The 17,023-nt window shown below is 63.8% G+C and carries 16 protein-coding genes; 2 read left to right on the top strand and 14 right to left on the bottom strand.

Going from position 1 to position 17,023, the window contains the following annotated elements:
- Nucleotides 1–16: 16 nt before the first annotated feature.
- The 6 genes from VLE48_08815 to asd form a co-directional block, all read right to left on the bottom strand.
- The gene (locus tag VLE48_08815; protein ID HSA93096.1) at nucleotides 17–1,444 is read right to left on the bottom strand and encodes a dicarboxylate/amino acid:cation symporter; all 1,428 of its coding nucleotides are present in this window, start codon (nucleotides 1,442–1,444) and stop codon (nucleotides 17–19) included.
- The gene (locus VLE48_08810) at nucleotides 1,441–2,289 is read right to left on the bottom strand and encodes a 2,3,4,5-tetrahydropyridine-2,6-dicarboxylate N-succinyltransferase (GenBank protein HSA93095.1); all 849 of its coding nucleotides are present in this window, start codon (nucleotides 2,287–2,289) and stop codon (nucleotides 1,441–1,443) included. The genes VLE48_08815 and VLE48_08810 overlap by 4 nt, the downstream gene beginning before the upstream one ends.
- Before the next feature lie 114 nt (nucleotides 2,290–2,403).
- A complete protein-coding gene (gene dapA / locus VLE48_08805) occupies nucleotides 2,404–3,306 on the bottom strand; it encodes a 4-hydroxy-tetrahydrodipicolinate synthase (protein ID HSA93094.1) in 903 nt (300 codons plus the stop codon).
- Nucleotides 3,307–3,308: 2 nt separating this feature from the next.
- Nucleotides 3,309–3,986: a 4-hydroxy-tetrahydrodipicolinate reductase gene (gene dapB, locus VLE48_08800; protein ID HSA93093.1), complete on the bottom strand. Its 678-nt coding sequence runs from the start codon at nucleotides 3,984–3,986 to the stop codon at nucleotides 3,309–3,311.
- The gene (gene lysC, locus VLE48_08795; GenBank protein ID HSA93092.1) at nucleotides 3,983–5,401 is read right to left on the bottom strand and encodes a lysine-sensitive aspartokinase 3; all 1,419 of its coding nucleotides are present in this window, start codon (nucleotides 5,399–5,401) and stop codon (nucleotides 3,983–3,985) included. Before lysC ends, dapB begins: the two co-directional genes overlap by 4 nt.
- Before the next feature lie 22 nt (nucleotides 5,402–5,423).
- Nucleotides 5,424–6,479, bottom strand: a complete 1,056-nt coding sequence (gene asd / locus VLE48_08790; protein ID HSA93091.1) for an aspartate-semialdehyde dehydrogenase — start codon at nucleotides 6,477–6,479, stop codon at nucleotides 5,424–5,426.
- Nucleotides 6,480–6,619: 140 nt separating this feature from the next.
- On the opposite strand from asd, the gene galT reads away from it, so the two are divergent.
- Entirely contained in the window at nucleotides 6,620–7,642 is a 1,023-nt protein-coding gene (gene galT, locus VLE48_08785; GenBank protein ID HSA93090.1) for a galactose-1-phosphate uridylyltransferase, read from the top strand.
- 12 nt (nucleotides 7,643–7,654) lie between these two features.
- Here galT and VLE48_08780 read toward each other — a convergent pair whose 3' ends face one another.
- The 8 genes from VLE48_08780 to VLE48_08745 form a co-directional block, all read right to left on the bottom strand.
- Nucleotides 7,655–8,728 carry an AI-2E family transporter gene (locus VLE48_08780; GenBank protein ID HSA93089.1) on the bottom strand — a complete coding sequence of 358 codons (1,074 nt, stop codon included), beginning with the start codon at nucleotides 8,726–8,728 and terminating at the stop codon, nucleotides 7,655–7,657.
- A 57-nt stretch (nucleotides 8,729–8,785) separates the two neighbouring features.
- Complete coding sequence (locus tag VLE48_08775) at nucleotides 8,786–9,529, bottom strand: hypothetical protein (GenBank protein ID HSA93088.1); 744 nt, start codon at nucleotides 9,527–9,529, stop codon at nucleotides 8,786–8,788.
- A gap of 1 nt (nucleotide 9,530) precedes the next feature.
- Complete coding sequence (locus tag VLE48_08770; GenBank protein ID HSA93087.1) at nucleotides 9,531–10,088, bottom strand: shikimate kinase; 558 nt, start codon at nucleotides 10,086–10,088, stop codon at nucleotides 9,531–9,533.
- Between the two features lie 32 nt (nucleotides 10,089–10,120).
- Nucleotides 10,121–10,978: a DUF4097 family beta strand repeat-containing protein gene (locus VLE48_08765; GenBank protein ID HSA93086.1), complete on the bottom strand. Its 858-nt coding sequence runs from the start codon at nucleotides 10,976–10,978 to the stop codon at nucleotides 10,121–10,123.
- Nucleotides 10,975–11,607, bottom strand: coding sequence for a hypothetical protein (locus VLE48_08760; protein ID HSA93085.1), 633 nt, complete (start codon nucleotides 11,605–11,607; stop codon nucleotides 10,975–10,977). Before VLE48_08760 ends, VLE48_08765 begins: the two co-directional genes overlap by 4 nt.
- A 66-nt stretch (nucleotides 11,608–11,673) precedes the next feature.
- Entirely contained in the window at nucleotides 11,674–12,279 is a 606-nt protein-coding gene (locus VLE48_08755) for an RNA polymerase sigma factor (protein HSA93084.1), read from the bottom strand.
- 172 nt (nucleotides 12,280–12,451) lie between these two features.
- Nucleotides 12,452–13,729 (bottom strand): MFS transporter, encoded by a 1,278-nt coding sequence (locus VLE48_08750; protein HSA93083.1) that lies wholly within the window; start codon nucleotides 13,727–13,729, stop codon nucleotides 12,452–12,454.
- A gap of 104 nt (nucleotides 13,730–13,833) precedes the next feature.
- Nucleotides 13,834–14,856, bottom strand: coding sequence for a ThiF family adenylyltransferase (locus VLE48_08745; protein ID HSA93082.1), 1,023 nt, complete (start codon nucleotides 14,854–14,856; stop codon nucleotides 13,834–13,836).
- Nucleotides 14,857–15,017: 161 nt separating this feature from the next.
- Here VLE48_08745 and VLE48_08740 point away from each other — a divergent pair.
- A partial coding sequence (locus tag VLE48_08740; GenBank protein ID HSA93081.1) for a POTRA domain-containing protein occupies nucleotides 15,018–17,023 on the top strand: 2,006 nt, incomplete at its 3' end.

Raw genomic sequence — 17,023 nt, 5'->3', positions numbered from 1 at the left:
ACACGCGACGGAAACGCTAGGGCTTTGCAGTCACTGCCGAGGCAGCGACTCTCACCGGCTCGCGCAGCAGTTCGTAGCCCTCTGCGCGCGCCACATAGGCTACCGCGACCAGGTCGCCGGTCACGTTCAGCGTAGTGCGGCACATGTCGAGGATGCGGTCTACGCCCAGGATCACGGCGATCAGTCCGGGATCCACACCCACGGTGGCCAGCACCACGACGATGAACGGAATGGAGCCCGAAGGCACTCCCGCCGTGCCGACTCCGCCGAGGATCGCCAGATAGAGAACCAGCAATTGCTGGCCGAGCGAGAGGTCGACGCCCGCCAACTGCGCCAGGAACAACACGGTGACACCCTCGTAGAGCGCCGTCCCGTTCTGGTTGGCGGTGGCGCCCACGGTCAGCACGAAGCTGTTGATCTCCGGCGGCGCTCCCAGGTTCTCCTCGCCTACGCGCAAGGCGGTAGGCAGAGTGGCGTTCGAAGACGAGGTGGAGAACGCGGTGAGCATGGCGGTCTTCACTCGCCGGAAGAATTCCATAGGGTGGATGCGCGCCAACAAGGCCAGGGCCAGCGAGTACACGCCGAACATGTGCAGAGCCAGGCCCACCAGCACGGTGATCATGAACCAGGCCAGCGCCTGCAACAGGTCAAGGCCGAAGCGTGCGGTGTTGGTGAACAAGAGGCAAGCCACAGCATAGGGCGCCATCCGCATCACGATATCCACGATCTTGGCGCTTACTTGGAAGACGCCCTCCAGAATCGCCACCACCGGCGCCGCCGCCGTCTGCGGGATGAGCGTGAGAGCCACGCCCACCAGCACGGCGAAGAACATCAGGTGGAGCATGTTGGGTGTCTCAGGGCTGATGGCGGAGAAGGGATTGGCCGGGACCAGCGTCTTCACTACGGTCATGAGAGCGGAGTCTTTTTCCGTGCCCGCTTTGGCGGCAGCCACGCGGGTCGCAGCCTCCGACCCGTAGCGCTGACGCAGCGCCGTCTCGGTCGCGCTATCGATGCGCTTGCCGGGACGCACGGTGTTGGCCAGTCCAAGCCCGATTGCAACCGAAATGGCCGAAAGCACCAGAGTGAAACCGATGGTCCTCAGCCCCACGCGGCCCAGCTTGCGAATGTCGCCCACCCCGGCCACGCCCACCACCAGCGCGGAGAACACCAGCGGGATCACGATCATCAGCAGCATGCGCAGGAACAGCGTGCCCACCGGCTCGCTGATGTTGCGCACGGCCCACTCGACCGCCCAATGTTCACCGCCCAGCAGAAGGTTGGCCCCGAAACCGGCTCCCACGCCCACACCCAGGCCGATGAGGATGCGGGTATGTAGTGGTAGCCCTCGCGGACGGTCGGGCGTGGAGTCCTTCAGGTCGGTGGTCAGTTCACGCTCGAAGGCGTCGGCCGGCGGGACCGCTTGTCGTTCAGGAGTTTCGCTCACCGCAGCAGGTCCTCGAGTTCCGCGCTCCGATCGGTCTTTTCGTCGCGATATTTCACGATCACCGGCGTGTAGAGTGAGAGTCCCCACTCTGTGGCTTTACCGCGCGCAATGGCGCGACTGCCCGCAACTACCACGGCGCCTTCCGGAACCTCGAGCGGCGCCTCCGGTGTCGCGCGATACACTTCGCCGCGGGCCAAATCGAAGAGCGGAGTGGAACGGGTCAGGATGACGCCCGCCCCCAGCACGGCGCGCGCTCTCACCAGAGTACTTTCGTACACGCCGCAATTGCCGCCCACCAGCACTTCGTCTTCGATGATCACGGGCGAAGCATTCACCGGTTCCAGCACGCCGCCGATCTGCGATCCGGCGCTCAGATGAACACGCTTACCGACCTGCGCGCACGAACCGACCAGCACATGCGAGTCCACCATGGTGCCTTCGTCCACGTACGCGCCGACGTTGATGTACATGGGCGGCATACAGACCACGCCCGGCGCCACGTACGCTCCCTGGCGCACCGAAGAGCCGCCGGGCACCACCCGCACGCCGTCCGCCACGCGGAAGCGCCGCAGGGGAAACGTATCCTTGTCCACGAAGCTGAGCCCCCGCGGCTCGCCCATTTCGGCCAGTTCGCCCAGCCGGAAGCCGAGCAGGATGCCCTGCTTGACCCATACGTTGGTCTGCCAGCGGCCATCGATCTTCTCCGCGGAGCGGATCCGGCCGTCGGTAAGGGCGCGCCGAAAATCAACGAACACGCGGTGCGCTTCCACATGGTCGGTGCGGACGCTTCGTAGGCTGGCGCCGAGCGCGAATAGCCGCTCGATAGCTGCACGCAACTCTTCCATCGCGCGGCAGTATAAACGAAAGGCGGATTGGCCACAGAGACACAGTGGGCACAGAGAAACTGCGAAAGAAAAAGGCAAGCGCCAGAGGCTAAAGCAGACCGCCTGCGTAAAGACTCAGCGTGCTGCCACTGCCTTCGGGATCAGGCCTGCCTCGGCGGCGATTCTCTCCAGCTTGGCACGGTTCTCTTTCTTCATGGAGCAAAGAGGCAGCCGATAGAACTCCTCGATGCGCCCCATCATGGCCAACACAGCTTTAACCGGAATCGGGTTGGACTCGATGAAGTTGGCCTCCATCAAGGCTAGGTACTTGCGGTGGAGGCTGCGGGCGGTGGCCCAGTCGTCGGCGAGGGCGGCGCGAGTCATCTCCGCCATCTCGCGGGGAATCTCATTCGAGGCCACCGAGATGACGCCCATGCCGCCGAGAGAGACGACGGGCAGGGTGATGGAGTCGTCGCCGGAGAACACCAGAAAGCCTTCCGGGACGCGCTGGAAAACGTCCGCAATCTGCCCCATGTTGCCGCTGGCCTCCTTCACAGCGACGATGTTGGGAATCCCGGCCAGGCGCGCCAACGTGGCCGGTTCGAGGTTGGCGCCGGTGCGTCCGGGCACGTTGTAGAGCACCAGCGGCTTGTCCACGCTCTCGGCGATGGCACGGAAGTGCAGATACTGGCCTTCCTGCGTGGGCTTGTTGTAGTAGGGCGAGGCCGTAAGGATGGCGTCCACGCCCTTGCGGGCCGCAACGGCGCGTGCCTTCTCCACCGCCTCGGTCGTGGAGTTGGAGGTGGCGCCGGCGACGATGGGCACGCGGCCGGCCGCGACTTCGATGGTGATATCGATGACGCGCAACCACTCCTCACGGGAAAGCGTCGGCGTCTCACCGGTCGTTCCGCAGGGAACTAGGAAATCGATGCCGGATTCCACTTGCCAGGCGACCAGCGCTCGGAGCGCAGGCTCGTCAATGGAGCCATCGGACTTGAACGGAGTGACGAGGGCGGTACCACAGCCACGCAATCTCATAGCTACCCTTCCAGCACTTGTTTGAATTCGTAGAATCCCTTCTTGCCTTGCAACCACTCCGCTGCGCGCACGGCGCCCTCGGCGAAGGCGCGGCGCGACTTGGCGTCGTGGATGAGCATCATGGTATCGCCACTGGAGTCCAGCAGCAGCACGTGCGTGCCCACCGTGTCGCCCTCGCGGACCGAGGTGATTTCGACCTGCTTGCCGGAGGCATCCTCGAGGACCTTCTGCAGCTTCACCGCAGTGCCGGAAGGCTTGTCCTTCTTCTGGGCATGGTGGCGTTCCACAATGCCGCCCCGGTAACCCTGACGGAGCGCAGCCGCGGCCGCCCGGGCGATCTCGAAGAACACGTTCACGCCCACGGAGAAGTTGGCGGCGTAGAGGAAGCCGATGCCGCTCGTTTCCACGAGCTTGCGGATGCGTGACAGTTCGTCGTACCAGCCGGTGGTTCCCACCACCATGCTGGCGCCGGCGGCGGCACAGGCCTCGATGTTGGCAAGGACGGCATGCGGGGTTGTGAAATCGAGAACAACGTCCACCGCCTGGAGCTTGTCCCGGGTCAACTCACGCCCACCCTCGTTATCCGCGGCTCCGATAGCTTGTACTTCGTGGCCGCGCTCACGCGCCACCTCGGCCACCAGCGAGCCGGTCTTGCCGCGGCCGAGCACCAGGAACTTCATCGTGCCCCCGGCATGGCCCGCTCGCTCTCGACAGCGGGCCGGGGATCGAATACATCGGGATCCAGCTCGGAGAAAAACTTGCCATGCAGACGGCGGATGACACCCGGAACGTCCTCCTCATCGACCACAAAGCTGATGTTGATCTCCGACGCTCCCTGCGAAATCATGCGGATGCCCACGTCGGGAACGGCGCCGAACACCGCGGCAGCGATGCCCGGCGTGGCTCGAATGTTCTCGCCCACCAGGCACACGATGGCCTTGCGTCCCTCGTACTTCACGTCGGCCAGCTTGCCCAGGTCGGCGGCGATAGCGGGAATGGCTTCGTTCGAATCCACGGTGAGCGACACGCTCACCTCCGAGGTCGAGACCATGTCCACGGGGCAGCGGTGGCGGTCGAAGATCTCGAAGATGGACTTGAGAAAGCCATGAGCCATCAGCATGCGGGTGGCGACCACGTCAATGATGGTGATCCGTTTCTTGGCGGCGATCGCCTTGAATGGATTGGTGCACCGCGGCGCCCGGGTGGCGATGCGGGTGCCCTCGCACCCGGGGTTGCGCGAATTGAGGATGCGTACGGGAATGTTCTTCTGGATGGCGGGCAGCAGCGTGGCCGGGTGCAGGACCTTGGCGCCGAAATACGCCAGCTCGGCGGCTTCATCGAAGCCCAATACCTTGATGCGGTGCGCGTCCGGGCAGAGACTGGGGTCGGTGGTCATCATTCCATCCACGTCGGTCCAGATCTCGATCTCTTCTGCGGTCAGGCCCGCTCCCACGATGGCGGCGGAAAAATCGGAGCCGCCGCGTCCCAGCGTAGTGGTGACTCCCTCGCGGGTTGCGCCCAGGAAGCCTCCCATCACCGGCACTTGACCGCTTGCGGCGAGCGGGCGCAGCTGCGCGGCCAGCCGGTCATTGGTTTCGTCGAACTGAGGAAGCGCGCGGCCGTGGCTATTGTCGGTAACGATGACGTGGCGCGGGTCTACCCATTGCGCGGGGACGCCGCGCAACGTGAAGGCGGCGGTGATGATGCCGCTCGACAGCTGCTCTCCGAAACTGGCCACCGCGTCCGCGGTGCGTGGCGTCAACTCACCCACCGCTCCGATGCCCCGCAGCAGTTCTTCCAGCGCATCGCAATCCTGCTCCAGCGTACGGTGGAATTGCGTGAAGAGCCCCGTATGCAGCAGCTCTCCCGCGACCGTGTAATGGCGCTCGCGCAACTCCCGGGCCGAATCGAGGGCGGCGGCAAGATCGCCGGAACCGGCGGCGCGGCCCATGGCCAGAAGCTGATCCGTCACGCGGGCGAGAGCGCTGACAATCACCACCGGCTGACGGGCCAGGCGGCCACGCACGGTGGCGGCTGCGCGCTCGATAGCAGCGGCATCTTCCACCGAAGTGCCGCCGAACTTCATCACAATCATGGTTGCGTCTCGCGCGTCCTGTTCAATCCAGGTAGCCTTGCGCCTTCAGTAACTCCGCGTTCAGCAGTGCCGCGCCAGCCGCGCCGCGGATGGTGTTGTGCGAAAGGACCGTGAACTTCCAGTGCAGCAGGGAACACTCGCGCAGTCCGCCGACTGTAACCGACATGCCGTCTCCGCGCTCAGCGTCCAGACGTGGCTGTGGCCGGTCGGGTGCCGGGTCATAGACCACGGGCTGTTGAGGGGCGCTGGGCAGGTCAAGCTCTTGCGGCACGCCGCGGAATCGGGACCAGGTCGCGATGATGTCCTCCGCCGTACCGCGCTCCTTGAGTTCCACCGAGACGGACTCAGTGTGCCCGTCTTCCACGGCCACGCGGTTGCAGTGCGCGCTTAGGCCAAAGGCCGCCGGCTCGATACGCGACCCGTTCAGGCTTCCGAGCATCTTGCGCGACTCGGTCTCGACCTTCTCCTCTTCCTTGGGGATGTAAGGAATGACGTTGCCCAGGATGTCGAGGGAAGCCACGCCCGGATAGCCCGCGCCGCTCACCGCCTGCATGCTCACCATGAATACGCGCGCCAGGCCGAAACGCTGTGCCAGCGGCGCCAGGGCCATGACCAGGCCGATCGCAGTGCAGTTCGCGTTGGTCACCATGAAGCCGCCCGACTTCCGCCGCCAGGATTGGCATTCGAGCAGCTTGAGATGATCGGGGTTGACCTCCGGAATGACCAGCGGGACGTCTGGTTGCATACGGAAAGCACTGGAGTTGGAAACCACGGCGCAGCCGGCGTCGGCAAAGGCCGGTTCGACCTGCCGTGCCACGTCCGCATCGAGGGCAGCGAAGATGAGCTTCGGCGCGTCGGCCGGTTCCGGCGCGGAGACCTTCAGCGAGGTGACGGCGGCCGGGATGGGCGTCTTCAGGCGCCAGCGGACCGCCTGGCCATACGATCGGCCGGAGGAACGCTCGGAGGCCGCAAGCCAAGCTACGTGGAACCACGGATGATGCTCCAGGAGCTGGACGAATCGCTGCCCCACGGCCCCGGTGGCGCCCAGGATTCCGACTGGAATCTTGCTGCTGCTCATGCCTGTTTCGGATTGTACACGCACCGGTTTAGACACCGCAGCCGTGCCGTCGCGGCGTGCCGCCGGCAATCACCGGCAGGCTGCCCGGCTGCTGCTGTGGTATTCTCCGCTGCCTCTATGGCTTCCCGTGGGAGGTGACCATGCCAGAGCTGCGCCAGAACCGCGTGACCAAGGAGTGGGTCGTAATTGCTACGGAACGCGCCAAGCGACCCGACCAGATGGTGCAGAAGAAGCAAACAAAGCCGCCGGAGTCCTACTCGGCCACCTGTCCCTTCTGTGCCGGCAACGAACATTTGGCGCCGCCCGAGATCATGCGGCTGCCGGCGGCGGGCGATGGTGCGTGGCGTGTGCGCGTCATCCCCAACAAGTTTTCGGCTCTGGCGCGCGAAGGGGAACCCACGCGCAACGTGCACCAGTCGCGTCGCACCATCTATGCCGTCGGCCTGCACGACGTGCTGGTCGAGACGCCGGATCACTCCATGATACCGGCCCTGTTGCCGGAATCGCACGTAGTGGACATCATGCGCGTCTACAAGGCGCGCCACGACGCGGCTATCGCAGACCCGCGCGTGGCCCACGTGATCTTGTTCAAGAACCATGGGTCGACGGCTGGCGCCAGCCTGGAGCACGCTCATTCGCAGATGATCGCCACGCCTATCGTTTCCTCCCAGGTGCGCGCGCGTATGTACGAGGCCGTTCGCCACTACGACGAGTTCGGAGAGTGCATCTTCTGCCAGATCATGGACGAAGAGCTGACGGAGGGAACGAGGGTGGTGCTAACCAGCGATCACTTTGCAGCGCTGGTGCCGTTTGCCTCGCCTTCGCCATTCAACCTACACATCTTTCCCCGCCGGCACATGGCTACTCTCGGGGCCATCAACGATGCCGAGATTGAGGACCTGGGCCGCGTACTCAAAACCATCCTCGGCAAGCTGTACGTCGGGCTGGAGAACCCAGACTTCAACTACACCGTGCGCTCCGGCCCCATGGGCTCCGAGGGGGAGCCGTACTTTCACTGGTACATCAGCGTGATCCCGCGGTTGACCAAGGTGGCCGGCTTCGAGCTGGGCACCGGCATGTTCATCAACACCGTGCTCCCGGAAGCTGCCGCCGACTTCCTGCGCAACCAGAAAGTAGACAGCTTGCCGGGGTTCGGGGAATAAAAACGGGGCGGGTCAGGAATCCTTCGACGGTGAAGTCCCGGCGAGCGCCGGCTGGGGCTCGGTCGCGGCCGACCCTGTGGCTACCAGGATGGAGTCTTTCTTCACCAGGTACTCGTCGATGAGCACAGCGGCAAGGGCCGCACTGGGAACTGCTACCAGGGCCCCCAGCACTCCGGCCAGCGCTCCTCCTACCGTCAGAGCGGTGATGACGGCCAGCGGTGGCAGGTTCACGGTTTGGCGCATGATGCGTGGCGTCAGGAAAGCATTCTCCAGCTGCTGGTAGGCGAGGTAGAAGGCGAGCACGCCCAGGAGTTTGCCCCAGCCGTCGATCAAGGCCACGACTCCGGCCACTAACACCGTAAACACGGGTCCGATGATGGGGACCAGGTTGGCCAGCCCACCCAGCACCGCGAGCGCGTAGAAGTAGCGCACCCCCAGCAGGCCGAGCGCGATCGCGCTCAATGCGCCAAGTGACAACATGAGCATGCCTTGGCCGATCAGCCAAAGACTCATACGCCGGCGGGCGCGAAGTAATGTGGCTTGCAGGCGGGAACGGTGCTCGTGCGGCACCATCGACATCGCCCAGTGGAACGTTCGCTCCCCGTCCAGAATGAAATACACGGTCAGGATCAGCCAACTGAACAACCAGAAGACGCCGCCGGCGACGCGCTTGAACAGGCCGAAAGCGCCGCCGATGGCCTCGTCGGCGTACTGCTGCAGGGAGGCGGGGTCGAACTCCAGCCCGAAGGGCAGGTGACGCAGCCTCTCCGCCACCGCTCCAAGCTGTCGGGGCCAGTCCTGCGCCAGCTCCCGGGCGTCACGGTAGATGGGCGGCACGGCCAGGGAGAAGAACAGCGCCAGAAGGCCTGCGCCCCCCAAGAGCAGCAGGATGATGGCAAACCCCGTGCTCGGTTGCCACTTGCCTAGGTGCAGCTTTCGGATCCCCTGCAACACCGGCGACAGCACCACCGCGAAGAGCGCGCTTACGTAGACCAGCAAGAGGACGTCGCGCACCAGATAGGCAACGTACAAGGAGATGCCTACCAGCACGGCGAACAGAATGGTGGAGCGGTGCTCGGAGGCCATAGTTTAGGCCTGTATGGTAACAGGAGGCCGGGCGACCGGTCGGCAGGCGCCGCGGAGCTAGTCGCGCAGGACTTCTACGTTTTGCCCGCTCACCAGGACGCGCTGGAGCCGGTACTGGCTGTCCAGCCACATCGACCACTCCGTACCTTCGGCCTCCAGTTTCACCCGATCCAATTCCTGCTCCCTGCCCGCGATGGTCAGCTTCTCTTTTCCCATGTATTCCAGGCTCACCATGAGCGGGCGGTGCTGCTGAGGGATGAACACGCCAAATTGGGTTTTCACCAGGCGGCACTGCCCGGGCTTCTCGGGCGCCGGCAGGCAGGCGCTGGCCAGGTAGTGCCAGGCGAGAATCTGGCGGTGCAGGAAGAAATTATCGTCCACGACCAACGTTGAAGCGGGCAGGATGAAGGGCACTTCGGTGGGCTTCTCGCCGGGACCGGTGCTGACGTGCTCGATCAGGAACTGGTCCTTGAGGCCGACCACGGCGCTGGCCTTTCCGGGGCTGAGTTCCTTCCACTCGTAGCGTAGAAGGCTGCCGTTGGGTGCCAGTTCGAGCTGGGAAGTTTGGGCCGCACCGCTTCCGTCGACGGTCTTGAATTCGGCGGTCGCGATGTTCTTGGACGGAGTCTCCTCCACCTGGAAAGTTTCCGTCGCCACTCGCTTTCCAGCCACGTAAATGCCGAATGAGCCGGAATCTACGATTCTAGTGCCCTTGTCCTTCGATTTCTGGGCCAGCGCCGAGCCTCCGGCAAGGAGCAGCACCGTCCACAGAAGAAGCACTGCAACCAGGACCTTCCTCACGTCACCTCCTGTAGATTTCGTCCGTCGGGTTCAGGTTCAGGGCCATGGCGATTTCCGCCGCAACTTCTTCCGGCGTGCGGTTCGCAGTGTTGACGCGAAGCGAGGCGCGCCGGTAATCCGCGAGGCGCGATTCGTAAAGCTTCTGGAACGCGGCTTCATCACCGAACAGCGGCCGCAGCGATGCCATCGGCTGGCAGCGCTGTCGCAGGACCTCGAGTGGGGCGTCGAGAAAAACCAGAATCCCGCCCGCCTGCCGCAACCGCTCCGCATTCTGTGGCTGGGTGAGTGTCCCGCCACCGAGCGCCGCCACGGTCGCGTGGGCCGTGGCCTGCTGCTGCAGCAGCTCATGGACGGCCGCAATCTCGGCGGAGCGAAACTCCGCTTCCCCGGAGTCGCGGAAAATCTCGGTGATGCGGCGTCCTGCTTGCTGTTCCACTCGCTCGTCCAGATCCACGAATCGCCAACCCAACCTGGCTGCGAGCGCGCGGCCCACGCTGGTCTTGCCCGCCCCCATGAAGCCCGTCAGGAACAGGATGCGGAGTGGCGGCTGTGCTCCCATGAGCGCGTTCGTGTCGTAACGCTTTGCAACCGCTACTGCTTTTTCACGCGGATTTTACCACTGAAGGAGAGAAGCCGAACCGTGGAGGAACCTGAGTGGGAAGTACCTGCGAAGGAACGGCCCCCGGGAGGACGGGAGGCTAGCAAATCTCGCGCGGCCATGGGCACTTCGTTCTTCACCGAGCCCTTCTCGGAATGCGCGGTCAGATCCACCGAAGCGGTTTCCGGAAGGGCAACGTCGATGTTACCCGCGTGGCTGGTCAAGGAATAGCGGCCGCCGAAGCCAAAGTCGCCAGTGTAACGGATGTCGCCGCGGGTGGAATTCACAGCCAGCAGGGGGCCGCTGACGTTCTCCAGGTTCACCTCACCGCCCTGCGATTGAATCTCGACGTGAGCGTTCCGCACGCGGGTGAGCGTGATGGCTCCCGAAAGCGAACGAACATGCACGTGGACGCCGGAGACGTCACGCACCTCCACGGAGGCTGATTCGCTCTCGGCTTCGATGTCGCCCCGCAGGCCTTCCATCACTACCGAGCCGCTGCCGCCGTGCACGCTGACTCCGGTGCCGGACGGCACAGCCACCTCGTAGTCCACGCGGCCTTCATCGCCGGAAACCGGTTCCAGCAGAGTGGTGCGGATCTCTACCTGATTGCCGCGCTGGCTGGCTGCGACGTACACCTTGCCGGAACGCGTGACCGCCACCACGGTGAGCTGGCGGGCCGCCGGCGAGGGCTTGATGACCGTTTTCCCGTACACGTTCGAAATCGTCAGGGTCGCCTTCGGCCCGACGGTGTAACGGAAGTCCTCGCGTGTCTCGGCCGCGCCGGCCGAGAGGGCGAGAATGCCAAAGGCCAGGAACCCTGCAACCGCGGCCGGATAACGGCGTGTCATCGAATCGGTTCCGCCGAATGAGACATGGCCATCTCGTAGATAGCGGCCTTCTGCTGATAGGCGCGCATCAACATCTCGCGCGCCCGCGCGTCCGTGGGATTCTCGCTCAGCGACTGCTGAGCATCCGCGATGTATGCGTTCGCTCCCCGCAGACTCTCTTCGTAGGCGGGACGCAAGCCAGGCGCTCGAGCTTCCATTGCCTGTAACAAGTTCGCATCCTCCTCCGGGAGCGGCTGGACCAGTGCCTGAGTCTCGTCCGGCATCGCCTGCTTGGGATAGACGGCATCGGAAATGATCATGCCACAGACCACCGCCAGGGCTGCCGCCATCGTACCAACCTGCCAGGCAGGCGACCACAGGAACCGCGGCAAAGACCAATCCGGACGCAGCACCTGCGCCGGCGCTGCGTCCGTGATCAATCCTTCCTTCTCCAGCGCCTCGCGAATGCCCATCCACACGCGCGGGTTGGGCTCGGCGAGCGGCAGCTGGGCTGCCTGTTCCCGAATGAGGCGCAAGTCTTGTAACAGAACGGTGCACGCAGCGCACCCGTCGAGGTGCGCTTGCTGTTCCGCGCCCGGCTGTCCTTCCAGGGTCTCCCCCAGCACTTCTTGAAGCTCTTTACACGTCATGGTGCTACCTCAAATCTTCTGCGTTTTCGCCCCGGCATGCAAGCCGTATCGTCCCCATCTTTCCGTTTACTGCTTCTCCCGCTTCGCCGCTCGCTCCAATCGGAGTAACTCCCGCAGCTTCAACCGTGCCTTGTGGAGCTGCGACTTGCTGTTGCCCACGGAACATCCGATCATCTCCGCGATTTCGTTGTGCTCGTAGCCGTCGATATCGTGCAGCACGAAGATTGTCCGGTAACCGGTGGGCAGCTCTCCGATGGCGCGCTCCAGGTTCACGCGATCGACCGAGCCCAGCAGCGACAGATCGTCCGCGCCAAACTCCTTGCGCGGGCCGTCTTCCTGCTGCGGCTCGAGTACCTCCTCGAGCGGAACCGACGGAAGCCCCTTCTTCCGTAGGTGCATCAGCACTACGTTGACCGAGAGCCGGTGCAGCCAGGTCGAAAACGCCGACTCACCCCGGAAGGTCCCGATCTTGCGAAACAACTGCAGGAACGCTTCCTGCGTCAGGTCTTCAGCCTCAGCCGTATTGCTGGTCATCCGCAGGCAGAGGGAATATACGCGTCGCCGGTGGAGGCCATACAGCACCTCGAACGCAGCCGCATCCCCCTTTTGGGCTCCGGCAATGGCTTCCGCTTCCGAGAACCCGCCCTTGGGTGCTGGCTTCTTCTGGCTCAATCGGCCCTTGTCAGGCCGCTGCATAGGTAGATGCGGCCGAAGTGGTTTTCCGTTGTATTGCTTACCTAGGTCCCGGGCCCCCCTTAGAGAAGCCCCGGGGCGAAGGGTAAAGGGCCAGCAAGGGCGGCGTCAACGGGTAGGGGCTAAGGCCTCAGGAACACAGGGTCTTGGGCTAGGCTCGGATGGTTTCCAGACCATGGGCCTGGGGACCGGTTTCGTTGCGCCACAAGAGGATTGCAAAGCCCAGCGCTACCGCCCCCAGTGTTGTAAACATCCACATCATGGGCAAATAGCCGTCCGGATTCGAAGCGCTGGCCCCCGCATAGTCGTTGGCCCTACCCACCGACCAGTCCAAGGCAGCCACACCCGCTTGTTGCAGCACGAACATCAAGGCGTAGGCGCTGCCCAGGCGGTTCTGTTCGACAATGTAAGCCACCGACGGCCACATGATGGCCGGGATCAGGGAGAACGCGATTCCCAGCATGCTCACTGGTACGTACAAGCTGATTTGCGTATATGCCAGGATGGGAAACACTGGAACCAGGATGAGCGTGCCCAGGGCCATGAGCGTACCTCGCTTCCCAATGCGGTCCACGAGCAGTCCGAACAACGGTGTGGCGATCATGGCAGCGAAGGGCAGCACGCTGTTCAACTGACCGGCGAAATCGCGCTCCGCCTGGTGTGCCTCAATAAAGAACTTGATGGCGAAACTTCGGAAGGGGAAGATAACCGAATAGAAGGCCACGCAAAGCGCCGTGATGTACCAGAACGAGCGGTTGAACCGGAACAGATCGGCGAACACCAGCTTGTCGGTGGAACCGGCTTCCTCCAGGTGGTATTGGCTTTCGGCGCGCTTTTCGAGAATCCAGTAGATGGCTGCGCCCACCACGCAGGTCAGCCCGAGGAAGGCGCCGATGACCAGCGGCTGTTGCCAGTCGCTGTAGGCTGCCCGCGCCCAGGTGGGGGACCAGTCGGCGGCGATCTGTCCGAAGCGTGCGATCAACAGGTTGATACCCAGGGCAAAGCTGAGTTCCTTACCGCGGAACCATTTTGCGATTGCGGCCGTGATCGCCACGATCAGCGGTTCCGCGCTCAAGCCCAGCAAGAACCGACCGACCAGCATGACGCGGATGTCGCTGGAGGCCATGGTCACAAAGCCGGCGATGGCGCAGATGATGCCGAACAGCATGGTGCCCACGCGCGTGCCGAAGCGGTCGATAATGACTCCGCCCACCAGCAGGAACAGGATCGCGCCCCACGAGTAGCTCGAATACAGAAGCCCGATCTGCTCGTCGGTAAAGTGCAACTGCTCCTTCAGCAAGTCCGCAATGGGAGCGATGGTGTCGTACAGGTAGTAGTTGCCGAACATCGCCAGGCTGATGAACAGCAGCACCATCCAGCGATACCATTTCGGCGGTTCAGGGCGGGCAGGGGAACTCGCGGTTGCCATGAGGGGTCGTTCGTCCGCTCGGCAGCGTCCAGACCCCGGCGGAACGAAGGCTAGAAGATAACAGATTCATGCCCAGGAGCGTGTTCCGGAACCCGGCCCGAACCCTAGGAGCCAACGTAACGGGCGTACAAGCTTCGCGCCGTAGCCGTGTCCGTGGTGCCCTTGATGATGGCGCGCCCGTCGGGGAACAGGGTCATTTCATAATCGTCTCGCCAGAACTTGAGGACGAACTGGTTGTGGCGCACCCGCCCGTGGGGTTCCAGGCGGCGCGTCATCTCGGCGAAATCGAGGGGCCGCTGACCTTCATGAATCTGCACAGAATTCCGTCCGCATAGGGTGATATGCGGCCGGCCCTGGCCCGCCAAGTGCACAAAGTCGCGTGCGCCGCACGTGCGGCAGTCCGCGCGGCGACGGGAGGCATCGATTTCCGAGCGCTGGTTCGTCCACACGTCCCAGGAAAGCAACGTACGCCGTAAGCGATCCCGAGCTCCCACCAGCATCTTCAATCCCTCGGCTGCTTCCAGAGACGCCGCCAGTTGCGCCGCCGGATTGATGATGCCGGACGTATCGCACGTTTCCACCGTCCCGCGGGGCGGCTCGGGAAACATGCAGGCCAGGCACGCCGTCTCTGTCGGCAGGATGTTCATGGTGACAGCGTAGCTGCCGACCGCAGCGGCATACACCCACGGTACGCCGTCGCGCACAGCCCAGTCGTTGATCAGGTAGCGGGTCTCGAAGTTGTCGGTTCCGTCGAGGATGAGGTGCGCGCCGGCCAGCAAACGCTCAGCGTTCGCAGGGGTGAGATCAGCCACCTCCGGCTCAACCACGATCTCGGAGTTGGAGGCCGCCATCTTGCGTGCCGCGGCGATGGCCTTGGGCACGCTCTCCGCAGCGTCCTGCTCGTCGAACAGTGACTGCCGTTGCAGGTTGCTGGGCTCGACGTAGTCGCGGTCCACGATGCGCAGAGAGCCCACACCGGCGCGAGCCAGCAGGGCGGCCACGGCGGATCCTGTCGCACCGCAGCCCACGATGGCGACCCGTGCGGAATGCAACTTCTGTTGGCCCTCGGCGCCTATTCCCGCGAACAGTTCCTGCCGCGAGTAGCGACTTTCCGGTGTGGTGGGCATGCTTCGACCTTCAACCATTATTATAGGAGGGCGCGTGGCGGCAGTCCGGAATCGACGTTGTGACACCCGGCTGCCGCGGTACAACGCCAGGATTGTGCGCGCTCATCGCAGTAGTGGGATTCATTCACTCCGATTGTCGCAACCGGAGCCACGAGGCCTTATTGACACGGAAGTGGGCGGCACACATCGGTGCTCTGCTGGTCTGGTCCGGGTGCGTGCTGCCCCTCGTCGCGCAGCAGCCCCTGCCCATCAGCCCGGACTCTGAGCTCTACAGCAAGACCGTCCGCAAGGTCGAGCTGCGTGGCGCCATGACGCAGCAGACCGGGCGCCTTCTCGGACGCGTGGTGCAACCTTCGGGCCAGCCCCTGGACCGCACCTTGGTTCGACGCAGCGTCCAGGCGCTCTATGCTTCCGGATTTTTTTCTGACATCCGCGTGGAAGCTGAGCCGGTCTCCGACAACCTGGTAGACCTCGTGTTTGTCACCGCGCCTCGCTACTTCATCGGCTCCCTCACCATCGAGGGCGCTCCCCACACCGAACCGAGCGGCAAGCAGGTGCTGGCCGCCGCCAAGCTTCAGCTGGGCCAGGCGTGGTCGCCGAAGAAGATGCAAGAGGCCATCGGGAGAATGATGAGCGCCCTCGCGGATGAGGGTTACTACCGCGCAGAAGTCTCCTTCGAAAGGCTGGAACACCAGGAAACGCAGCTCGTGGACCTGCACTTCCGGGTTGTGCCCGGCGAGCGCGCTCGCGTGGGCGAAGTGAGAATTGAAGGTGATCCCGGTCTCGCTGACGCCGAAGTGATGCGCATAGCCAAGCTGCGTCCCGGCGATCCGGTCACGCAGAAGCGTGTCACTCGAGCGCTGGAGCGGCTGCGCAAGGTGTACCAGAAGCAGAACAGGCTGGAAGCCGAAGTCGCCCTCAAAGAGCGCATCCGCCGCGAGGCGGACAACACGGTCGATTTCGTATTCGAGATTCGCCGGGGGCCGGAAGTGGAAATCAAGGTTCAAGGCGCACATCCCAGCTCCGCCGAGATACGCCGCCTCATTCCTGTATACGAGGAGAATACAGTCGATGATGACCTGCTGAACGAAGGCCGTCGTAACCTGCGCGACCACATGCAGACGCGCGGCTACTTCGACGCCACCGTCGGTTATAGCAAACAGGACGATCCCGCAGCGGGTCGGCGCAGCATTGTCTATCAGGTGGAACGTGGCGACCGTCACAAGCTGGTGGAGATTGCCATCCAGGGCAACCACTACTTTGACGACGAAATCATCCGCGAGCGCATGTGGATGCATGAAGCGGCGTGGCTCCTCTCCCACGGGCGTTTCAGCCAGGCGATTCTGGCCAGCGACCTGGAAGCGATCCGCACCCTCTATATCTCCAACGGATTTGCCGGCGTGCAGGCCTCCAGCAAGGTCGAGCAGATGGAAGGCGGCCGCCTCCGTGTTGTTCTGACCATCGAGGAGGGACCGCAGACGCGCGTGGCGTCCTTGACCGTCCGCGGCAACCAGGCGGTGAGCGAAGAGCAGATTCGGTCGATGATTTCCATCATTGAAGGTCAGCCGTTCTCTGAAGTGAACGTGGTGAGCGACCGCGAGTTGCTGCGCAACTTCTACTTCAATCGCGGGTTTCCGGAGGCGACGCTGGAAATTGCATCACAGGCCGAACCTACGGATGCCACGCGCGTGAACGTCACGCTCGACATCCACGAGGGCCCGCGGTTCTTCTTCGATCGGGTGATTGTCAGCGGTCTTCGCTACACCCGTCCGGAGACCGTAAACCGCCAGGTCCAGATTCATGCGGGCAGCCCGCTCTCGCTGTCGGACATGCTGGACACCCAGCGCCGTCTGTATGACCTGGGCTTGTTCAACGAGGTGGATATCGGCGTGCAGAACCCCGAGGGTGACGCGCACAGCAAGAATGTCCTCATCCAAGTGGAGGAAGCAAGCCGGTGGACCTTCGACTACGGCGCCGGCTTCGAGGTGCAGACCGGCGCCGCGGGCGCCGAGCCGCAGGGAAACCTTGAAGCGAGTCCGCGTTTCTCGTTCGATGTGACGCGCATCAACTTCCGCGGGCGGGACCATACGCTGGTCTTCAAGTCTCGAGTAGGCCGTCTGCAGCAACGGGGATTGGTCAGCTACATCGCGCCACACTGGTTTGACAA

It is taken from the genome of Terriglobales bacterium (assembly GCA_035454605.1).
GTDB lineage: Bacteria > Acidobacteriota > Terriglobia > Terriglobales > Acidobacteriaceae > DATMAB01.
Note: the sequence above shows the minus strand (reverse complement) of the source record. Positions and strands in the feature narration are given on the sequence as shown.